This window comes from Brevundimonas goettingensis (assembly GCF_017487405.1).
In the GTDB taxonomy this organism is placed as follows: Bacteria; Pseudomonadota; Alphaproteobacteria; order Caulobacterales; family Caulobacteraceae; genus Brevundimonas; species Brevundimonas goettingensis.
On sequence record NZ_CP062222.1, the window covers coordinates 2,252,133 to 2,274,084 of the forward strand.

The window sequence follows — 21,952 nt, forward strand, 5'->3', positions numbered from 1 at the left end:
TACGAAAAACTTGATCTTTGATCGAAGGCCCGGGGCCGCGCAAGAACGCTGAAAGGCGCAAGCAGGCGCGTCGGCGAGCGACGGGGATCCCATGCTTCATTCCATCGCGACCGTGTCCGTCAGCGGCTCCCTGACCGAGAAGCTGACCGCCATCGCCGAGGCCGGTTTCGCCGGGGTCGAGATCTTCGAGGCTGATCTGATCGGCAGTCCGGAGACGCCCGAAACCATCGCCCGGATGATCCGCGACCTCGGCCTGGTCTGCACCGCCTGGCAGCCGTTCCGGGATTTCGAGGGTCTGACCGGCGCCCTTCGCGCCAGGACCTTCGACCGGGCCGAGCGCAAATTCGACCTGATGCAGACCCTGGGCGCCCGGGACATGCTGGTCTGCAGCAGCCTGCATCCGGAAGCGTCCGGCGATCCGGCGCGCATCGTCGACGACTTCCGCGAATTGGGCGAACGGGCGGGCGCCCGGGGCCTGCGCGTCGGCTATGAGGCCCTGGCCTGGGGCCGCCACATCAACGACCACCGCCAGGTCTGGGACATCGTCCAGGCCGTCGACCACCCGGCCATCGGCATCATCCTCGACACCTTCCACTCCCTGTCGCGCGACATCCCGATCGACAGTCTGGAGGCCATCGACCCGGCGAAGATCGTCCTCGTTCAGGTCGCCGATGCGCCGCGTCTGCAAATGGATCATCTGTCCTGGAGCCGTCACCACCGCTGCATGCCCGGTCAGGGCGAGTTCGCGATCAACGCCTATGTCGAGACCCTGGCGCGGCGCGGCTATGACGGTCCGCTGAGCCTCGAGATCTTCAACGACGACTTCCGCGCCTGGTCCGCCCGCCAGATCGCCCGTGACGGCAGACGCTCGCTGGTCCTCGTCGAGGAGGCCATCGCGCCGAAGACCGCCTCCCCCGCTCTTCCGCCCCGAGCCGCCGCCTCCGGCCCCGCCTTCGTCGAGTTCGCCATGACCGAGGCCGAGGCCGAACCGATGCGGGCCATGCTGGCCTCGCTCGGCTTCATTCGTGCCGGCCTGCACCGCACTCTGGCGGTCGAGCACTGGCGGCTGGGTCAGGTCCATATCGTTATCAACCGCGAACAGACCGGCTTCGCGGCCAGCTACCGGCTGCTGCACGGCCCCTCGGTCTGCGCCATCGGGGTGACGGTCGACGATCCCGCCGCCGCCCTCGCCCGCGCGGAGGCTCTCGGCATGGAGGTCTTCCCGACCACCGTCGCCCCGCCGCGCCTGCCCATGCCCGCGATCCGCGGCGTCGGCGCCGCCCTGATCCATCTGGTCGACGCCCGTGGTCCCTCGCCCTGGACGGTCGAGTTCGAGGCGAAGGACGCCCCGGAGCCGGACCCGCTCGACGCCCACATCGCCGGCATCGACCACCTGTCCCAGTCGATGCAGCACGAGGAGTTCCTGTCCTGGCAGCTCTTCTACTGCGCCCTGTTCCAGATCGACCGCACGCGCATGGCCGAGGTCGTCGACCCCCTGGGTCTGGTCGCCAACCAGGCCGTCGAGGCGCCGGATCGCGGCCTGCGCTTCATGCTGATCGGCGCCCATGCGGGCCAGACCCTCGCCTCGCGCTTCATCCACCGCAGCTTCGGCGCGGGCGTGCAGCACATCGCCATCGCCACCGACGACATCTTCGCCGTCGCCGAACGGCTGGCGGCGCTCGGCGCCCCGATCCTCGAGATCTCCGCCAACTATCACGACGACCTGGCCGCCCGGTTCGACATCGCGCCCGAGGTGCTGGAGCGGATGCGTGCGGGCCATATCCTCTACGACCGGGCCGACGACGGCGAGGTGTTCCAGATCTACACCCGCGCCCTCGACAAGGGGGTCTTCTTCGAGTTCGTCCAGCGGCGCGGCTATGACGGCTATTCGGCCGCCAACACCACCGCCCGGCTGGCGGCCCAGAGCCGCTTCCGCCCCGCCTTGCAGGACTGACAGCCCGCCGGTCAGGCCTTCAGCTGCCGTTCCAGCTGATCCAGCACCCGGTAGCAGGGCAGGACCTGGGCCACCGAACTGTTCGGCTCGCGCCCCTCGCGGATGGCGGCGATGAACTCACGATCCTGCAGCTCGATGCCGTTCATGGAGACGTCGACCTTCGACACATCGACCGGCTCTTCCCGCCCGGTGACCAGATCGTCGTAGCGGGCGATCCAGGTGCCATTGTCGCCGATGTAGCGGAAGAAGGTCCCCAGCGGCCCGTCATTGTTGAACGACAGCGACAGAGTGCAGATCGCCCCGCTTTCGCTCTTCAGCTGGATCGACATGTCCATGGCGATGCCGAGCTCCGGATGGATCGGCCCCTCGATGGCGTTGGCCTTGACGATGGGCCCGCACTGGTAGGCGAACAGGTCCACCGTATGGGCCGCATGGTGCCACAGCAGGTGGTCGGTCCAGCTACGCGGCTCGCCCTTGGCGTTGATGTTCTTGCGCCGGAAGAAATAGGTCTGGACGTCCATCTGGGAGATGGCCAGTTCCCCGTCGATTACCTTCTTATGGATGTACTGGTGGCTCGGATTGAAGCGCCGGGTATGGCCGACCATGCAGACCAGACCCGTCTCCTGCTGCTTGGCCAGCACCGCCTCGGCGTCGGCCAGACTGTCGGCCAGCGGGATCTCGACCTGCACGTGCTTGCCGGCCTCCATACAGGCGATGGCCTGGGCGGCGTGCATCTGGGTCGGGGTGCACAGGATGACCGCATCGACCTCGGGCATGGCTAGGGCGTCGGCCAGTTCGGTGGTGGCGTGGGGAATGCCGTATTTGTCGGCGACGGCCCGGGTGGCCTCCAGATTGCGGCTGACCAGGCTGACGACCTCGACGCCGTCGATCAGCTTCAGCCCGTCCAGGTGCTTTTCACCGAAGGCGCCGGCGCCGGCGAGTGCGATCTTCATGGGGAGGTCTCCGAAACTCAGTCTGTCGGTTCGAGCACGATATGCCCGACCGCGGTGTTCGACGCGGGCACGTGATAGTGGCGGTGCAGCTCCTTGACGCCCGCGCCGAGCGCCCCGCGCATGATCAGCCACATGACCAGCTCGATGCCCTCCGATCCGGTCTCGCGCAGATATTCGATATGCGGGATATGGCGCAGCCGCTGGGGATCGGCGGTAAGGTCGTCGAGGAAGCGCTGGTCCCATTCGGCGTTGATCAGGCCGGCGCGCGGCCCCTGCAGCTGGTGGCTCATCCCGCCGGTGCCCCAGATCTGGACATTAAGGTCCTCGGGATAGGACGCGACAGCGCGGGCGATGGCCTCGCCCAAGGCATAGCAGCGGTTGCCCGTCGGCGGCGGATAGGTGACCACATTGACCGCCAGCGGCACCACCTTGCACGGCCAGGCCTCGGGCTGTCCGAACATCAGGCTCAGCGGCACCGTCAGACCGTGATCCACGTCCATCGTGTTCACGATGGTCATGTCGAACTCGTCCAGAATGCACGACTGGGCGATATGCCAGGCCAGGTCGGGATCACCGATGACGTCAGGCACCGGGCGCGGCCCCCAGCCCTCGTCGGCCGAGGCGTAGCGCTCGCCACAGCCGATCGCGAAGGTCGGGATGATGTTCATGTCGAAGGCCGAGGCGTGGTCGTTGAAGACCAGGATCACCACGTCCGGCTTCTGGGCCGCTTCCCAGGCGCGGGTCCAGTCGAAGCCGGCGAAACAGGACGCCCAATAGGGCTCGGCGGTCTTGCCGTTATCGATGCTCGCGCCCAGCGCCGGAATGTGGCTCGACGCGACGCCGGCGGTGATCCGGGCCATCAGTAGGGATCCTTCTTGGAGCGCACGCCCACGGGCGATCGGCCGCCCGCCAGCATCATCGCCTGATAGTCGGCCGGGCTCATCCCGGTCATGGTCCCTACGGCCTGCAGGAAGCTGATCTCGTCGGTGAAGAAGACCTTGGCTAGGAAGTAGATATTGCCGCCTTCGTCGAGGGCGGCGTTGTAGTCGCGCTTGAGCACCGCCTGCTTCTGGGCCTCGGTCATCGGCCATTCGTCGAGATAGGCGCGCTCGTCGGCCCGAAACCGCTCGCGGTTGTCGGCCTTCATCAGGGTCATGCAGAACTGGTTCAGCCAGTAGCCCTTGCGGGCGCGGGCGGCGGTGAACACCCGGGTGCCGGGGATGTCCTCCAGCTCCTCCAGATAGGCGTGGATGTCCTGCTTCGACGGCTCGCTCATCTGCCCTGCCCTTTCAGGATGGCGTCCAAACGCGGAAACACCCGTCGCGCATTGCCCTCGAAGATCGCGTGCTTGCGCTCGGACGAGATGTCGAGCGCGTCGACATAGCGTTTGGTGTCGTCGAAGTAGTGGCCGGTGCGCGGATCGATCCCCCGCACGGCGCCGACCATTTCCGAGCCGAAAAGGATGTTCTTGGTCTCGATCACCTCGGCCAACAGGTCGATCCCCGGCTGGTGATAGACGCAGGTGTCGAAGAAGACGTTGTTCATCAGATGCCCGTCCAGTTCGGGCTTCTTGAGCATGTCGGCCAGACCGCGATACCGGCCCCAGTGATAGGGCACGGCCCCGCCGCCATGCGGGATGATCAGCCTCAGCGTCGGAAAGTCCCGGAACAGATCGCCCTCGATCAACTGCATGAAGGCGACGGTGTCGGCGGCGATGTAATAGGCGCCCGTGGCGTGCAGGGCGTGGTTGCAGCTGCCCGAGACGTGGATCATGGCCGGCACGTCCAGCTCGACCATCTTTTCGAAGAAGGGATACCAGTAGCGGTCGGTCAGGGGCGGATGCTGGAAATGGCCGCCGCCCGGATCGGGGTTCAGGTTGCAGCCGACGAAGCCCAGCTCGTTGACGCACCGCTCCAGCTCGGCGATCGAGCCGGTCAGGTCCGCCTTGGGCGACTGGGGCAGCATACAGACCCCGGCGAAGGTTTCGGGATACAGGCCCACCACCCGCGCGATCAGGTCGTTGCAGCGCCGCGCCCATTCCAGACTGACCGCCTCGTCCCCGACGTGCGGCGCCATGGTCGAGGCGCGCGGCGAGAAGATGGTCAGGTCGGCCCCGCGCTCGCGCAGCAGCTTCAGCTGGTTCTGCTCGATGGTCTCGCGGATCTCGGCGTCGGAGATTTCGGGATAGGCGGGCGTAGATTCCCCGGCCTTGAAAGCCGCCACCTGCGCCTCGCGCCAGGCCGTGTGGGCCTCGGGCGCCGTCGTATAATGGCCGTGGCAATCGATGATCAGGGTCATGCGGCCTTCGCCCTCTTCTGGATCAGGGCGGCGATCTTGGCGATCAGCCCCTGCGGCGGCGCCTTCAGGCCCAGGGCCCCGACGGCCGCCTGACGCGCCATCGTGCCCCGGCTCATGTCCGAACCGACGCCGAGGTCATCGAGCGTGCGCACCACCTCCTCCATCTCGGCCGAGCGGCGCAGGCCGTGGACCATCATCCGGTCAAGGTTGTAGTCCGCGCGTTTGCCCCAGTCTGCGCCGGGCCAGCTGGCGTCCAGCGAGGCCACGACCTCGTCCAGCACACCCGCCTCGCTGGCGGCCAGCACGCATTCGGCGCTCAGGGCCTCCAGACCCTTGATCATGACCGAGCGGATCATCTTGATCGAGGAGGCGCGCCCGACCTGCGGACCCACCACGCGAATCTTGCTGAAGCCCAGCGACGCCAGCAGGGTCGCCGCCTCCTCCGCCTTCGCTCCGCTCAGCAGCAGGGGCGAGGCCAGGGCCGCGGGCTGGACCGGCGACATCACCGCCACATCGACGTAGTGGCCGCCCGCCGCCTCGACGGCCCGCGCCGCCGCCCGCTTGGTCTCGGGCGCCACGCTGTTCAGATCCAGATAGAGGGCGCCGGGCGCGATCGACCGCGCAGCCTCGACCGCGACCGCCGGGGCCTGATCGGCGGTGACGAGGGCGACCACCGCAGCAGCGCCTGCGACGGCCTCCGCCGCCGTGTCGCAGCCCTGGACGCCCGTCCTCGCATAGTCGGCCCCCTTGGCCTCACGCGTCGCCGCGGCGTCGGTCAGCCGGTCATAGACGCGGGCGCGCCGGGCCCAGCCACCCGCCGAAGCGAAGGTCTGGCCCGCCTCGCCGAAGCCGATCACTGCGATGATGTCGGAGCTGTCCGTCATGCGGTCCGGCTTAGGCAAGCCCTCCCCCGCCCGCCAATCGGATTGTCCGCCGACCTATCAGAAAATGCGAACTATGGCGCGGCGGCGATGATTTCGGCCTGTTCCTTGAGCACGCCCAGAAAGCGCCGCTGCAGCGCGGTCGGACGCCAGTCGGCGCGCGTGGTCACCCCGATAGTCCGGCTGACGTCGCCGGGGGCGTCGGCCACCTTGACCAGCCAGCCGGCCTCGAGCTCCACCGCCACCTGATCGGGCGACAACAGGGTCAGGAAGTCGCTGTGAAGCAGCATCTGCCGCACCATGATGACCGAGCCGCATTCGATCGGCACCGAGGGCGCCACCGCCCCCGCGCCTGCGAACATCGCCTGCCACTGGGCCCTCAGCGGCGTGCCCTCGGCCGGAGTGATCCAGGGATAGGCGGTCATGGCTTCCGGCGTGATCGGGCCGCCCAGATCCGCCAGCGGATGCCCCGCCCGCGCCAGGATCACCGGCCGGTCCTCGAACAGGGGCGTCTGGATGATGCTGTCGTCGGTGGATTTCGGCCGAAGGGCCCCGACCATCAGGTCGATCTCGCCGTCGCGCAGGGGGCCGACCAGTTCGGCGTGCGAGCCCTCCACGATGCCCACGCTGATCTCGCTGTGAAGCGCGTGAAACGCCGTGACGGCGGCGGGCAGCAGTCGGGCGCGCGACAAGGGCATGGCGCCGACCGTGATCCGCCCGACCTCGCGCCCCTCCAGCAGGGCCAGTTCGAACAGGGCCGAGCGCAGCTCCGCCTCGCCCAGCCGGAAGCGCCGCGCTACCCCGATCCCGCGCGGCGTCAGGGCCACCCCCTTGCCGCGCCGCTCGACCAGGATATGTCCCACGGCCAGCGACAGATCCCCCACGGCGCGGTGCAGGGATGGCTCGGACAGGCCCGTCTCCACCGCCGCCGCCGCATAGCTTCCGCACCTCGCCAGGGCCAGGAAGGCGCTGACCTGGGCCGCCGTCGCATGGCGGCTGTCCATCAGCCGGATGGCCGCCATGACGCGCGGCGCCAGAAGTTCGGCCGCCGCCGTCGGGACCATTCCCCCGGGCCGCCGCTCGAACAGGGGCAGGCAGATCTGCCGTTCCAGCTTGGCGATGCCTTGCGTGATCGCGGGCTGGGTCAGGTTCACAACGCGCGCGGCCGCACTGATGCTGCCGGTGTCCACGACGGCAGCCACGGCGCGCAGGTGACGGATATTGAGATCGAACGGCTTCACCACCCAAACTTAGCACAGGCTAATAGGGACGCCAGTTTTCCCATTGGCGCCCGGCGGGCATCGCTCGCAATACCGTCGAACCGCCACGCTGAGGGTCCAACATGTCCGGCATCGTCGTCACCGCCGTTGAACGCGCGAGCCTTTCGACCCTCGACGGCCTCGCCGCCTGCGGCGTCGCCACCGTGCACGAGGCTCAAGGGCGGACGGGCCTGCTGGCCCCGCACATGCGCCCCATCTATCCCGGCGCCCGGATCGCCGGATCGGCGGTGACCATCTCGGCCCCGCCCGGCGACAACTGGATGATCCACGTCGCCATCGAACAGCTTCGTGAAGGCGACGTCCTGGTCCTGGCTCCCACCAGCCCCTCGACCGACGGCTATTTCGGCGACCTCCTGGCCACCTCGGCCCAGGCGCGCGGCTGCCGCGGCCTGATCATCGACGCCGGGGTCCGCGACGTCCGCGACCTGACCCAGATGAACTTCCCCGTCTGGTCGAAGGCCGTCCACGCCCAGGGCACGGTCAAGGCCACCCTCGGCTCGGTCAATGTGCCGATCGTCTGCGCCGGCGCCCTGATCCATCCCGGCGACGTGGTCATCGCCGACGACGACGGCGTCTGCGTCGTGCACCGCGCGCAGGCCGAAGCGGTGCTGGAGAAGGCCCGGACCCGCGAAGCGCTGGAAGAGGCCAAGCGCGCCCGCCTCGCCGCCGGCGAACTGGGCCTCGACATCTACGACATGCGCGGCCGACTGGAGCAGATGGGCCTCAAGTATGTCTAGCGCCGACGACCCGGGGCTCAAGCAGCGAGGGGCCGCGCCCCGAGCGGCAGCCCACGCTTCGGCCAATGTCATTTGGATGCGCGGGGGCACGTCCAAGGGCGGCTATTTCCTCGCTGAAGACCTGCCCGCCGACATCGCCGAACGCGACGCCTTCCTGCTGCGCGTCATGGGCTCGCCCGATCCGCGCCAGATCGACGGCATGGGCGGCGCCGATCCCCTGACCTCCAAGGTGGCGGTGGTGTCGCGGTCGCAGCGCCCGGGCGTCGACGTCGACTATCTGTTCCTGCAAGTCTTCGTCGATCAGGCCATCGTCACCGACAAACAGAACTGCGGCAACATCCTCGCCGGCGTGGCCCCCTTCGCCCTGGAGCGCGGACTGGTTGCGGCGACGGGCGACGAGACCCGCGTCGTCATCTTCATGGTCAACACCGGCCAGACCGCGGTCGCCACGATCCGCACGCCCGGCGGCGCGGTCGACTATGCCGGCGAGGCCCGGATCGACGGCGTGCCCGGAACCGCCGCCCCCGTGCCGCTGGAGTTCCGCGACACGGCCGGCTCCAGCTGCGGCGCCCTCCTCCCGACCGGCAACACAGTCGACGAGGTCGAGGGCGTCCGCCTGACCCTGATCGACAACGGCATGCCCTGTGTGGTGCTCAAGGCCGCCGACGTCGGCGCGACAGGCTATGAGACCCGCGAAGCCCTCGACGCCGACAAGATCCTGAAGGCGCGCATCGAAGCCATCCGCCTGATCGTCGGACCGATGATGAATCTGGGCGATGTGGCCGACAAGTCGGTGCCCAAGATGCTGCTGGTCGCCCCGCCCCGCGACGGCGGCGCGATTACCGTCCGCAGCTTCATTCCCCACCGCGCCCATGCCTCGGTCGGGGTTCTGGCCGCCGTCAGCCTGGCCACCGCCTGCCTGCTGGAGGGCTCGCCCGCCGCCGAGGTCGCCGTCGTGCCCGACGGCCGCCGCAAGACCCTGTCGGTCGAACACCCGACAGGCGAGACCACCTGTGTCATGGAGCTGGACGACAACGGCGCCGTCGTCAGCGCCGCCATGCTCCGCACCGCCCGCAAGCTGATGGATGGGACCGTCTTCGCATGACCACCGATACCGTCGCGCGCATCGTCAGCTGGCATCCGGCGCCGTCGAAGCCGCGCTATACGCCCCCGCCCGGCGCGGTCGACGCCCACTGCCACGTCTTCGGCCCGATGGCCGACTTCCCGTTCAGCGCCAAGGCCAAATACCTGCCCGGGGACGCCGGCCCGGAGATGCTGTTCGCCCTGCGCGACCACCTCGGCTTCAGCCGCAACGTCATCGTCCAGGCCAGCTGTCACGGCACGGACAACGCCGCCACCCTGAACGCCATCGCGAAGTCGAACGGCAAGGCACGTGGCGTCGCCGTGGTCGATCCGGCCATCAGCGACGCGGAGCTCAAGGCCCTGCACGACGGCGGCATCCGCGGCGTCCGCTTCAACTTCCTCAAACGCCTCGTCGACGACGCCCCCAAGGACCGGTTCCTCGAGGTCGCCCACCGCATCCAGGCCCTGGGCTGGCATGTGGTCATCTACTTCGAGGCCGACATCCTGGAAGAGATGCTGCCTTTCCTCGCCACCATCCCGACGCCCATCGTCATCGACCATATGGGCCGCCCCTCGATGTCGCAGGGCCCGGACGGGGCGGAGATCACCGCCTTCAAGGCCCTGATGGACAGCCGCGACGACATCTGGACCAAGGTCACCTGCCCCGACCGGCTCTCGGCCCAGGGCGACCCGTGGGACGACTTCGTCGAGGTGGTGCGCCCGCTCGTCGAACGCTATTCCGACCGGGTCCTTTGGGGCACCGACTGGCCGCATCCGAACATGCAGGACAATGTCCCCGACGACGGCCATCTGGTCGACGTCATCCCGCGCATCGCCGTGACGCCCGAGCTTCAGCGCAAGCTGCTGGTCGACAATCCGATGCGGCTCTACTGGGCCGAACAGACCTGACCCGAGGCCTTGGCCCGGGCTAGTGGTTGGTGGCCAACACCACTCCGACCAGGACAGCGGCCCAGTGCACGCTGGCGGCGGCGACCACATGGCCGTGCCAGACGGCGCGGAACCAGCCCAGCTTCTTGCGCACATAGAAGACCGCGCCGGACATGTAGAGGGCGCCGCCGATGGCCAGCAGCAGCAGGGCGATCCATGAGCCGTGGGCGACCATGGGCTTGAAGGCGATGACCACCAGCCAGCTCAGGGCGACATAGATGGCGACCCACAGCTTCTTGCCCACGCCCGGCAGGAACAGCTTGCCCAGCGCCCCCAGGGTGGCGAGGCCCCAGACGGCGCCCGTCATGGCCCAGGCCCAGGCGCCGGTCAGGTTGTGGGTGGTGAACGGGGTGTAGGAGCCGGCGATCATCAGGAAGATGCCCGCATGATCCAGCCGGCGCAGCAGCGGCCGCCACTGCGGCTTGGCGAAATTGTAGGCGGTCGAGAAGCCCAGCATGGCCAGCATGCCCAGGGCATAGACGCTGACCGCCACCACCAGCCCCAGATCGCCCCGCGCCACCGACAGCCCCAGCAGCACCCCGCCCCCGAACAGGGCGAAGGCCAGGCCGGAGATATGCACGATCAGGTCCGCGCATTTGGCGCGTGACGTCGGATAATGCCTCGGCGGGAACGGCGTCTGGGTCATGACCGCAGTCTAGCACGATCTGAGGCCGGGCCTATCCGGGTCTTCGCGGATCAATCGATGCCTTCCTGCACGGAAAGCGTCAGCGCGCCCACGCCACAGCGTGACCTATTCGCGACAGACAGTCCGGATACAGAACCTGACAGCAATTATGTATTCGAATTTAGAAAAGTCCAAAGCTAGCCATATATTTGGCAAGCAATGAAACGTCTTTGTTTTCCGTAATGTTATCTAACTGCTGTTCTATTACATTACCGAAATCTAGATTACACAAACTTGCCCTTGTTTCAGGAACTACAGGGGACGTTACCGATGCGAAACACTTCAATCCACGCCCGCCTTCTGGCGAGCACCTTCATGGTGGGGGCGGCGCTGACCGCCTTTCCCGCCCTCGCCCAATCCGCCGATCCGCAGACCGATGAGGTCGAGGAGGTGGTGGTCACCGGCTCGCGCATCCCGCAGGCCAACCTGACCACCACCAGCCCGGTGACCCAGGTCACGTCCGAGGACATCGCCGTCACCGGCGTGACCCGGGTCGAGGACCTGATCACCCAGCTGCCCCAGGCCTTCGCCTCGCAGAACTCGACCGTGTCGAACGGCGCCTCGGGCACGGCGACGGTGTCGCTGCGCAACCTGGGCGCCTCGCGCACCCTGGTCCTGATCGACGGCCGGCGCATGGGCTACGGCTCGCCGCTGGACGTCGCCGCCGACCTGAACCAGATCCCGGGCTCCCTGGTGCAGCGCGTCGAGGTCCTGACCGGCGGCGCCTCGGCCGTCTACGGCTCCGACGCTGTCGCCGGCGTGGTCAACTTCATCATGAAGAAGGACTTCGAGGGCATCCAGATCGACACCAAGTACGGCTTCTACCAGCACAACAACGACTATAACGGCGTCGGCAACATCCGCCAGGCCATCGCCGCCCGCGCCGCGACCAACCCCTCGCAGTTCGTCCTGCCTGACGACAACGTCTCCGACGGCGAGAGCCGCGAGGTCACCCTGACCATGGGCGTCTCCGCTCCGGACGGCAAAGGCAACCTGACCGCCTACGCCAGCTACCGGAACAACAACGAGGTGCTGCAGGCCAACCGCGACTACTCGGCCTGTACGATCGCCTCGCCCTCCTCCGCCACGCCGGACACCTACAGCTGCGGCGGCTCCGGCACCTCCTATCCGGGCTATTTCATCTCCTCGACGGGCAGCTACACCATCGGCGCCAACCAGACCTTCGTGCCCTACAGCTCGAGCGTGAACGCCTACAACTACGGTCCGCTGAACTACTACCAGCGTCCGGACGAGCGCTGGTCGCTGGGCGCCATGGGGCACTATGAGGTCAATGAGCACGCCGAGGCCTATGGCCAGCTGATGTTCAACGACTACTCGTCGGTGGCCCAGATCGCCCCCTCGGGCGACTTCTTCAACACCTCGACCATCAACTGCGACAACCCGCTGCTGTCGGCGCAGCAGGCCTCGACCATCGGCTGTTCGGCGGCGGCGATCGCCTCGGGCGACACGGTGCCGCTCTACATCGGCCGCCGCAACGTCGAGGGCGGCGGACGCCAGGACTCCCTGACCTATGAGAGCTATCGCGCGGTCGGCGGGGTTCGCGGCCTGATCACCGACGGCTGGACCTATGACCTGAGCGCCCAGTTCTCCAAGGTCCGCCTGTCGCGCATCTATGAGAACGACTTCTCGGTCACCCGCCTGAACCGCGCCCTGGACGTGGTCAGCGTCAACGGCGTGGCGACCTGCCGCTCGGTCGTCGACGGCTCCGACCCGAACTGCGTGCCCTACGACGTCTTCTCCGAAGGCGGCGTGACCCAGGCGGCGCTCGACTATCTGCAGATCCCGCTGATCCAGACCGGCGAGACCACCCAGCAGGTCGTCACCGCCGCCGTCACCGGCGACCTGACGAAGTACGGCGTCCAGACGCCCTGGGCCGCCGATGGCGTGAAGCTGGCTTTCGGCCTGGAGTACCGCCGCGACGCACTCAGCACCACGACCGACGCGGCCTTCGCCTCGGGCGACGGCGCCGGCCAAGGCGGCCCGACCATCGGCCTCAGCGGCTCGGTGGACGTGCTCGACACCTTCGGCGAGATCCAGATCCCGCTGGTGGACAACCTGCCGGGCGTCTACTCGGCCTCGCTGAACGGCGCCTTCCGTCACTCGGAGTACAAGGCCCTGTCGACCGACACCTATACGGTCGGCGCGGACTATGCCCCGATCTCGGACCTGCGCTTCCGGACCAGCTTCTCGCGCGCCGTCCGCGCCCCGAACGTGCTGGAGCTCTACTCCGCTCAGGGCCTCGGCCTGTTCGAACTGTCGGCCGACCCCTGCGGCGCCTCCCAGACCGCGACCCTGGCCCAGTGCGTGGCCACCGGCATGGACGCCTCGGACTACGGCTCCAGCCTGCTCGACAACACCGCCGAGCAGTACAACCAGATCACCGGCGGCAACACCGATCTGGACACGGAGACGGCCGACACCCTGACCCTGGGTCTCGTCTGGACCCCGGCCTTCATCCCGGGCTTCAACGTCTCGCTGGACTACTTCGACATCAAGGTCGACGGCCTGATCTCGACCGTGGGCGCGGCCAACACCATGACCCTCTGCTACGACGACAACGACGCGGCGGCCTGTTCGCGCATCCACCGCGACGCCGACACCGGCTCCCTGTGGCTGGGCGACGGCTATGTCGAGAACCTCAGCCTCAACATCGGCGGGCTGAAGACCTCGGGCATCGACGTCAACGCCAACTACGGCTTCGACCTGGGCGACGTCGGCCTGGCCTCCTGGGGCAAGGTCTCGATGGCCTTCGTCGGCACCTGGCTGAGCACCCTGGAGACCGACACCGGCACCCAGACGGCCAGCTCGGTCTATGACTGCGTGGGCTACTTCGGCTCCGACCAGTGCGGCACGCCGAACCCCGAATGGCGTCACCGCGCCCGGGTGACCTGGTCGACGCCGTGGCCGGTCGAGATCTCGGGCACCTGGCGCTTCTACAGTGCGGTCGACTACGGCTCGAGCCTCACCGGCTCGGTCGACGGCCGCCTGGACTCGACGCTGGAGGCCATGAACTACTTCGACCTGGCCGCGTCCTGGGACATGCGTGACAACGTCACGGCCCGGGTGGGCGTCAACAACGTCCTCGACACCGACCCGCCGATGACCACGGTCGGCTCGAACGGCAACACCTATCCCCAGCTCTACGACGCCCTGGGGCGCTACATGTTCGTGAGCCTGACCGCCAACTTCTAGGTCATCCCCGAACGAACGAGAGGCCGCCGCCCGGACCGGGCGGCGGCCTCTTTCATGCCTGAAGGCCGAGGCTCAGAAGCGGAAGGTGGCCTGGAGCAACAGGCTGTAGCGGACATAGTCCTCCAGCAGCTGGGCGTCGCCCGAGATGCGGAAGGAGCCGAGCTCATTGGCCACCGTCAGGCCGAGGCCGGCGATCGGACCGCCGCCCTCGACCAGGTCGCTGATCAGGCTGAACTCCGAGCCGCCCGAGGCGTAGCGGGCGATGGTCTCTCCGCCGTCGGAGGCGAGGATCTGCTTCCAGCCCAGCTTGAGCTCGGGCCGGATGAAGCCGTCCTGGCCGAAGCCGTAGCCGATCCGCACCGCCGCCGTGGCGCTGGAGATCGAGCCCTCACGCCCGTCGACGATCAGGTCGAAGGCGTCGCCGCCGCCGCTCTCGGTGCGCGAGCCCTCGGTCAGGCTGAAGGTCTCGGCATACAGCTCGGGCCTCAGGCTCAGCCGGCCGAAGCGGTGCTCCCAGGCGACGCCCGCCGCCGCCGAGAGGGTATAGCCGTTCCAGTCGGCGGTGTTGGACAGGTAGACGTCGTCGCCGACCAGGGTCCGCGTGGACCTGAAGGTCGCATAGCCCGCCGCCGCCCGGGCCCAGCCGGTCCAGCCGTGACCCTGGGCCCGCCAGTAGGCGCCCAGTTCGATCAGGCTGGCGGACAGCACCTCCTCGGCCTCGGACTCGGGGTCCTCGATGTCCGACGAGGTCATGGCGAGCGAGACGCCGAGCGCCCCGACCTTGGAGACCTTCTCCAGCCCGCCCGCCACCGCGAAGCCCTCGGTCCGGTAGCCGTAGCTCTCGGTCTTGTCCTTGTCGGCGTAGAAGTTGATCTCCTGCATCCAGCCGCTGGTCGAGCCGACCTCGGCGGAGGTGTTGCGGTTGGCGAGGGCCTGGGTGACGGCGTCCACCCCGCTGGCCAGCGACATCAGGGTCCCGCCCGAATGGTCCGGCAGGGTCTGCTCGTACAGGTTCATGAAGTCGGCGCGGTCGGTGGTCGCCAGGAAGGCGTCCATGACGTCGGTGGCGCCGCTGAGGGCCGAGTAGAAGGCGTCGTAGGCGGCCGTCTCATTGGTCGACAGGGCCATCTCGGTCGTGGTCCGGCGGCGGACGTCGACATAGACCTGGCCCGCCGCCGTGTCCGCCTTGAAGTCCGCGACGACCATATAGGGGGTGCTGCCGGTCAGGTTGCTGCCGGTGACGTCGCCCCAGGTCAGGCTGCCGGCGGTCACCAGGGTGAACCGCTCCGGGTCGTCGATCAGGGAGGTCAGGTGGAGGCTGATGATCGAGGCGTCGGCGAAGCTGGCCGCGCCCGAGACGTTGAAGCCGCCCGCCGTATGGGTCAGGGGGTCGATGTTGGCGACCAGCTCGCCCCCCGCCCCGACGGTCAGGGAGGTGACGTTCAGGGCCGTGGTCTGTCGCGCGTCCAGGGTGGCGTCGGCGATGGCGATGTCCAGCAGGCCGTCGGAGTCCGACAGGGCCCCGACATAGGTGGAGCCGCCGCTCATCAGGAACGCATCCGCCCCGTCGCCGAAGCTGATGTCGCCCACGACCGCGCCGTTCTGGATGTCGACGGTGTCGGCGCCCGAGCCCAGCAGGATGGCCCCGTAGATGTAGGGCTCATCGGTGTCATAGACCCCGTCGTTGTCGTCATCGTTGTCGTCGGTGTCCTGATCGTCCGGGATGCCGTCGCCGTCGTCATCGGTGTCGACGTTGTCGTAGACCCCGTCCCCGTCGCTGTCGGTGAAGCGGTTGTCGGTCAGGGCGCCGGTCTGGGTGATGGTCACGCCCGTGGTGTTGGCCGACAGGTCGATGGCGATCTCGTGCCCGGTCTCGACCTCGTTGTCGGCGTCCTCGTCATCGTCGTCGGTGTCGCTGACCGAGTCGGTCGAGACGATGTTGCCGTAGATGGTCCCGGTGTTGGTGAGGCTGGTAAGGGTCCCGGACAGGTCGCGGATGGCCACGGCGTCGCCGGCCTCGCCGTAGATGACGCCCAGGATCTGGCCGTTGTTGACCAGGGAGGTGAGGATGGCGTCCTGGTCGATCTGGATGGCCGTGGCGACGTCCGTGTCCTCGGTGGTCGCCGAGCCGGTGATAGTGCCGTTGTTGATCAGGGTGGCGACGTCCGCCCCGGCGGCGAGGCGGACGGCGACGGCGTCGGCGCCGACCGAGGAGCCGACGATGGTCGACTCGTTGAGGATGCCGCCCGTGATCAGGGTCGTCCCTCCGCCCAGGCCGCCGACCTGGAGCGCCGTCGTGACCACGTCGTCATAGACGCCATAGGCGGCCACCGTGCCCTGGTTGATCAGGCCCCAGGCGTCGTCGCCGGTCCCGACCGCGCCGATGGTGACGTCCGCCGTGGACGAGCCGATCAGCAAGGCGAGCGCGCCGCCGTAGCTGGCGATCGACGCCGTGCTCTCGCTGGCGTCAAGGATGCCGTCGCCGTCGCGGTCGTCGTCTGCCGAGTTGATCGTCCCGTCGCCGTCGTCGTCCTCATCGCCGTTGGTGACGCCGTCGCCGTCGTCGTCCCCGTCCTCGCCGTCGGGATCGGCATAGGTCGGCGCCGTGCCCAGCAGGATGCCGCCGGCGACGTCGGCCTTGACCTGGACCGCCGGCCCGCCCTGCAGCAGGTCGTCGGCGTCGAGGTCCTCGAGATAGAGGGTGTCGGCGGACAGCTTGATGGCCGCAGCCACGTCCGCGTCCAGCTCGGTCAGGGAGGTCGGGCTGGAGGTGTAGCGATAGCCGGTGCTGGTGATGCTGGACTGGATGTCCAGCAGGCCGCTGACCGCGCCCTCGACCGAGAGGCCGACGGCATTGGCCCCGCTGACCGAGATCGAGCCCATGGGCAGAAGGACGTCGCCGGAGACCGCGCCCTGAAGCCGGACGCCGTAGCTGTCGTCCCCGACCACGGCGATGGCCCCGTACAGGCCGATGTCGCCGACCAGATCGCTCTCCAGCGACAGGCCGTAGGACTGGTTGCCGTAGACGGTAATGGAGCCCGCGTCCTCCAGGGTGATGTCGCCCGTGCGGGTCCCCTCGTTGGTGACGCGGATGCCGTAGCGGCCGCTGCCCTCGGCGAACGGCCCGTCGACGTCGCCGTCCTCGTCCTCGTCCTCGGCGGTGTAGTCCTCGGTGATGGTGATGGCCCCGCCCACGGTCAGGAAGCCGGTGTAGCCGCCGCGCAGCAGGATGCCGGTGACGTCGCTGTCGGCCTCCGACAGGGTGATGGCCGAACCGTCCGCCAGGGTGATGGAGTTGTTACTATCGCCGATCAGGGCCGCGCCGCTGGTGACCGCGATGGAGCCGCCGTCGGCGATGGTCAGGTCGGCGGCCGAGCCGCTGTCCACCGTCGAGGTCTGGACGGCGGCCGTGCGGTCGCCGGAGATGGTGACCTGGGCCTGGGCGGTGGAGGCCAGCACCAGAGGCGCGAGCGCCACCGCCGTGGCGAGTCTGGAAAGCATGGTCTGGAGGCCCCGCGCGTCTTGAGAGAAGGGCCTGTTTCCGGGCGGGGGATGGCGATTGCGGGACGCCATTGTTGCCGCTTCGACGCCCTGGGACGGAAGCCGGGCCCGGATGGAAAAACATGCGGCCAGAGTGCGGCGAAGGCTTCATGCCGGTTACGTTTTGCACTCGAAAAAACCGGGTGCAAAAAGTGCAATCCCGAGTGTCGGATGAGAAGTTTGGCGCTCAGAGAACTGGTTTCAATCGGGATTTTTTGGGCCTTTTCCTTGCACTTGCGTGCACGCCGGGTGCAACGACCCCGGGCGGGGAATGGTCTGGGGATGGCGATGTCAAAGACCGGAGCGGACGCCATTATAGGGCCGTGCGGAGCGATGGGCGCCCGACGGGGGCGAAGAACCGCCAAACGGCTGAGGCGACGGGGCTTTTGGCGGCGGCGGGCGCCAGGTCGAGCGGCGACGGCCCCTGCGACATTCTGTCCAGATGAAACAAATTGAGGGAAGACACCGGTGTCAGGCAGGCGCTAGTGTCCGCACGCAGCCGACGCAGAGCGGCAGGCCCCCGGGAGTGTTTCATGTCTGTCATTCAACGGGCGGTCGCCGCCCTTCTCGCCGCCGGCGCCGCCCTGGCCACGGCCTCCCTCGCGAACGCTCAGAGCGCTCCCCGACCCGACGGCCTGCTGTTCCATCTGACGGCCGACGGCTCCCTGACCGCCGACTATGCCGCGGGTCAGGCGGGACCGACCTTCGCCGACAAATTGGCCCTGAAGCCGTCGGGCGGCGCCGAGGGCGGATACATCGAGGGCACGGACGATCAGGCCCTGGCCTATCGCGCGGCGGGCAACATCTTCGCCCAGCGCGGCACGGTCGCCTTCGACTGGCGCTCTCGCTATCCGGTCGGGCCGACGCCCTTCGTCCTGTTCCGCGTCGGATACGCCGACCATTCCAGCTGGGACATGGCCTTCCTGCGCATCGACTGGAACGGGCACGGCTTCGACGCCTTCGTCACCGACAACAACCTGGCCCGGGTACGGGTGTCGTACGAACTGCCCGCCAGCCCGGCGCCCGACCACTGGATGCATATCGCCTTCAGCTGGGACGAGGCGGGCGGCGTGGTCCTGTATGTCGACGGCAAGAAGGTCGCGGCGACGACGACCCCGGCGGTGCTGGACGCGGCGCTCGACCAGTTCGGCATCGCCTCGCGCATCGTGGCCCCGATCCAGGTGCACAGCCGATACAGCTTCACGCGCGGCTCCGACTATGACGACCTGAGGGTCTATGACCATGCCCTGTCAGAGGCCGAGGCCGCCGCATTGGTCGCGCCCGCCGCCGCTGCCGTGGCTCCCGCTCCGGCATCCGACTGGCAGGCGGCGTGGAACAAGCGCTTTGGCTTCGATCAGGGCCCGGCGCCCTATCTGGCCGATCCGGTCACCCGCATCCGCCGCGTCGAGTTCACCGACCAGCGCGACATCGCCCAGCGCATGTGGAAAGGCAATGACGGCATCCGCGAGACGACCTGGCCGGGCGTCTACAACCGCTCGCGCCTGCCGGGGCGGAACGACTATTTCACCCTGCCCGACTGGAACGTCTATTCCATGGGCGGCAAGTCGGCGACCTGGTTCCTGCCCGACGAGCCGTGGAACCAGATCGAGATCCAGGGCGCGGCCTATGGCCGTCTGGCCGCCGTGGACGCCCGCATCGACGCCAGCAAGGTGGTCGACGCCTCGGCGCCCCGGACGCTTGCCGAGCGTCCGCGCGGGGCCGAGCGGACCACGACCCGGGTCGCGCACCATGAGGGCGGCGCCGTCCGCTTCACCAACATCGCGCAAGAGACGCCCATTCAGGAGATCGGCGTCTATAACGTCACGGCCGGGGCCCTGCCCGACAGCATCGGCGAATACGCCTACACCGTCCGCGCGGGGGTCGAGCCCAGCTATGTGGCGACCGACAAACTGTCGGACTTCATCGCCGGACGCTATCCGGCCGAGGAACGCGACACCCTGGCCGCCTTGCCCTCCAGCGCCCCGACGACGGCGCGGAAGACCGCCCTGACCGGCGACCGGCCGATCGCCCACGTCCTGATCCCCATCGACTTCCGGCGCGGGCGCGCGGGCGGGCCGCTGGTGCGCAACGTCCCTACCCTGAGCTTCCAGGAGGCCGGCGGACTGGACGGCCTCGTCCTGACCATCCCGGCGCTGAAGGCGACGCCGGGCGCGGACGGGCTGATCTCGCTGAACATTCGGGTCAAGGACCCGCTGTGGCCGCTGCGCGACCTGCTGGACGTCAATGTCGCCGTGAAGCCCGGCGAGGCGCGCACCGTCTTCCTCGACACCCGCGACCGCATCCTCGACGACGACGACAGCCTGTATTTCACCGTCGCGGCGTCCAGCCCCGACTTCCACGCCTCGGACCTGGACGGGATGGGCGTGCGGATGGTGTTCAAGACGCGCGAGGACGCCCGCGCCGAGCACGTCGCCGACCGTCTGGCCCAGATCAAGGACAGCTACGGCTTCCTCGTCGAGGAGCGGCAGATCACGCGGGACCTCGGCCTGTTCGACCAGTTCTACCTGGACCTGACCGACCTGCTGCGGGTCGATCCGGAGAATGTCGAGGGCCGGGCCTACTGGAACGAGTGGAACGCGTCCCAGCCCCTGCCCGCCTTTACGCAACCGACCGCGCCGGCCGGCGTGCCGCTGTGGGCCTTCCGCCAGACCGAGGACCTGAAGCTGGTCAAGTCGTTCATCGACTGGTGGATCGACAACCGGCAGGTGGACGGCGAGTTCGGCGGCGGCATTTCCGACGACACCGACTTGACCAACCAATGGGTCGGCCCGGCCCTGATGGGCGTCGAGCCCGACAAGCTGAACGCCTCGATCCTGAGCTTGATCGACGCCAGCCACCGCAACGGCATGTGGACCAACGGTCTGGGCACGATCCAGACCGACGAGCTGCACACCTATGAGGAGGGCATCAACGCCATCAGCCAGGCGGCCCTGCTCAACCGCGGCGATCCGAAGACGCTGGAGCGGCTGATGGCCACGGCGCGGCGCTATGACGAGCTGACACAGGTCAATGCGGCGGGGCATCGCCACATCATCTCCAGCTACTACTCCGGCTCGCAGTTCGCGCGGGATACGCCGTGGGACTGGTCCAAGGCGCAGAGCTATCTGGTGCTGCATCCGGGCATGGCCCTGGTGGACTACAACGGCTCCGCGAAGCTGAAGGGGCTGCTGCTGGAGCTGGCCGACGGCTTCCTGGCGCACGGCAAGACCGGCGGCGGGGTGACCGTCTGGCCGGCCGACATCAACTGGACCACCGATGCGGACCGCGGCACGGGGCTGAGCCCGACGAACATGCTGCTGTGGGCCTCGTACCGCTGGAGCGGGGATGCCAAATATCTGGCGCCGATGGGCGAGCCGGGGTCGCCGGGCTGGTCGGGCGTCAACAGCGATGTGGCGCGCGATCTGGGTCGGCCCGAGCTGGACCAGCGCTATGTCACGGCGGCGGCGAAGGCCGGGGCCTCGTCCGAGGCCCTGACCATCGCGGCGGCGGAGACCGGGGACCGCAGCTTCCTGGAGCGGCTCTATGCCGACGACATCCAGTTCGCGACGATCCGCATGAAGATGCAGACCGAGGACCACTGGTGGACCGACCGGGTCGAGCTGCCGAGCGATCAGCTGCAGCGCGCGCGTCTGGGCGGGGTCGCCCATGTGCGCAACCGCATCGTGCCTGGACACCGGATCAGCTGGCGGTTCGAGAACCCGGACGACGCCCTGAAGGTCGCGGTGCTGGTGCGCGAACCGGCGCAGACGGGCTTCCGCGTGGTGGTCTGGAACCTGGCCTCGACGCCGGTGACGGCCGAGATCGGCGGGGCCGAGGTGACGCCGGGAACCTGGACGGTGACTCAAGGCGCGGATGCGAACGGTGATGATCGTCCGGATGCCGGTCAGACCTCGACGGTCGCCTTCGGACCCGGTCAGGCTGTGCCGGTGACCCTGCCGCCGGGCGCCAGCGTGATCGAGTTCGCCATGACCGAAGCCGGCCCGGCGATGTCGACGCGGCCCGACGTGGGCATCGGCGCGGACGATCTGGTCAGGCGCGGCGGGCGGCTGTCGGTAACGGTGCACGGCCTCGGCGCCGTCGCCTCTCCGGCCGGTCGGGTGGTGCTGGAAGGGCCGGACGGCGCGGTGCTGGCCACGGCGCGGTTCGGCGCCCTGGCCGCGCCCGACGACCTGCAGCCCAAGACGGAGACGGTGCGGCTGAGCATGCCCCAAAACGTTCCGGCGGGCGCTCAGGTGCGGCTGATCCTCGACGGTGAGCCGCTGGAGATCAGCGCGTCGAACAATCGGCGTCCGCTGCCCTGAAAGTTTGACCGGGGCGACGTCAGCGGCGAAGGTGGCGGGGTAGAATCCGGAGAGACCC

At 68.5% G+C, this 21,952-nt stretch carries 14 protein-coding genes; 6 read left to right on the top strand and 8 right to left on the bottom strand.

Going from position 1 to position 21,952, the window contains the following annotated elements:
- Positions 1–91 precede the first annotated feature (91 nt).
- Positions 92–1,954, top strand: a complete 1,863-nt coding sequence (locus tag IFJ75_RS11185; RefSeq protein ID WP_207868192.1) for a bifunctional sugar phosphate isomerase/epimerase/4-hydroxyphenylpyruvate dioxygenase family protein — start codon at positions 92–94, stop codon at positions 1,952–1,954.
- 11 nt (positions 1,955–1,965) lie between these two features.
- Here IFJ75_RS11185 and IFJ75_RS11190 read toward each other — a convergent pair whose 3' ends face one another.
- From IFJ75_RS11190 to IFJ75_RS11215, 6 genes are all read right to left on the bottom strand, one after another.
- Positions 1,966–2,907: a Gfo/Idh/MocA family oxidoreductase gene (locus tag IFJ75_RS11190; protein ID WP_207868193.1), complete on the bottom strand. Its 942-nt coding sequence runs from the start codon at positions 2,905–2,907 to the stop codon at positions 1,966–1,968.
- Between the two features lie 17 nt (positions 2,908–2,924).
- Entirely contained in the window at positions 2,925–3,767 is an 843-nt protein-coding gene (locus IFJ75_RS11195) for a class III extradiol dioxygenase subunit beta (protein WP_207868195.1), read from the bottom strand.
- Positions 3,767–4,183, bottom strand: coding sequence for a protocatechuate 4,5-dioxygenase subunit alpha (ligA, locus tag IFJ75_RS11200; RefSeq protein ID WP_207868197.1), 417 nt, complete (start codon positions 4,181–4,183; stop codon positions 3,767–3,769). The genes IFJ75_RS11195 and ligA overlap by 1 nt, the downstream gene beginning before the upstream one ends.
- The gene (locus IFJ75_RS11205; protein WP_207868199.1) at positions 4,180–5,205 is read right to left on the bottom strand and encodes an amidohydrolase family protein; all 1,026 of its coding nucleotides are present in this window, start codon (positions 5,203–5,205) and stop codon (positions 4,180–4,182) included. The genes ligA and IFJ75_RS11205 overlap by 4 nt, the downstream gene beginning before the upstream one ends.
- A complete protein-coding gene (locus IFJ75_RS11210) occupies positions 5,202–6,089 on the bottom strand; it encodes an NAD(P)-dependent oxidoreductase (RefSeq protein ID WP_207868201.1) in 888 nt (295 codons plus the stop codon). Before IFJ75_RS11210 ends, IFJ75_RS11205 begins: the two co-directional genes overlap by 4 nt.
- Before the next feature lie 71 nt (positions 6,090–6,160).
- Entirely contained in the window at positions 6,161–7,327 is a 1,167-nt protein-coding gene (locus tag IFJ75_RS11215) for a LysR family transcriptional regulator (protein ID WP_225896789.1), read from the bottom strand.
- Between the two features lie 101 nt (positions 7,328–7,428).
- On the opposite strand from IFJ75_RS11215, the gene ligK reads away from it, so the two are divergent.
- From ligK to IFJ75_RS11230, 3 genes are all read left to right on the top strand, one after another.
- Positions 7,429–8,103 (top strand): 4-carboxy-4-hydroxy-2-oxoadipate aldolase/oxaloacetate decarboxylase, encoded by a 675-nt coding sequence (gene ligK / locus IFJ75_RS11220; RefSeq protein ID WP_207868205.1) that lies wholly within the window; start codon positions 7,429–7,431, stop codon positions 8,101–8,103.
- 76 nt (positions 8,104–8,179) lie between these two features.
- Positions 8,180–9,208, top strand: a complete 1,029-nt coding sequence (locus IFJ75_RS11225) for a 4-oxalomesaconate tautomerase (RefSeq protein WP_207868207.1) — start codon at positions 8,180–8,182, stop codon at positions 9,206–9,208.
- Entirely contained in the window at positions 9,205–10,095 is an 891-nt protein-coding gene (locus IFJ75_RS11230; protein ID WP_207868209.1) for an amidohydrolase family protein, read from the top strand. Before IFJ75_RS11225 ends, IFJ75_RS11230 begins: the two co-directional genes overlap by 4 nt.
- Positions 10,096–10,114: 19 nt before the next feature.
- Here the strand turns inward: IFJ75_RS11230 and trhA are convergent, their stop codons facing one another.
- On the bottom strand, positions 10,115–10,780 hold the full coding sequence (trhA, locus tag IFJ75_RS11235) for a PAQR family membrane homeostasis protein TrhA (protein ID WP_207868212.1): 666 nt from the start codon (positions 10,778–10,780) through the stop codon (positions 10,115–10,117).
- A 309-nt stretch (positions 10,781–11,089) separates the two neighbouring features.
- Here trhA and IFJ75_RS11240 point away from each other — a divergent pair, with 309 nt between their 5' ends.
- Positions 11,090–14,032 (top strand): TonB-dependent receptor domain-containing protein, encoded by a 2,943-nt coding sequence (locus IFJ75_RS11240; RefSeq protein WP_207868214.1) that lies wholly within the window; start codon positions 11,090–11,092, stop codon positions 14,030–14,032.
- A gap of 72 nt (positions 14,033–14,104) precedes the next feature.
- On the opposite strand, the gene IFJ75_RS11245 is transcribed toward IFJ75_RS11240, so the two are convergent.
- On the bottom strand, positions 14,105–17,533 hold the full coding sequence (locus IFJ75_RS11245; protein WP_207868216.1) for an autotransporter outer membrane beta-barrel domain-containing protein: 3,429 nt from the start codon (positions 17,531–17,533) through the stop codon (positions 14,105–14,107).
- Between the two features lie 572 nt (positions 17,534–18,105).
- On the opposite strand from IFJ75_RS11245, the gene IFJ75_RS11250 reads away from it, so the two are divergent.
- Positions 18,106–21,894 (top strand): LamG-like jellyroll fold domain-containing protein, encoded by a 3,789-nt coding sequence (locus tag IFJ75_RS11250; RefSeq protein WP_207868218.1) that lies wholly within the window; start codon positions 18,106–18,108, stop codon positions 21,892–21,894.
- Positions 21,895–21,952 lie beyond the last annotated feature (58 nt).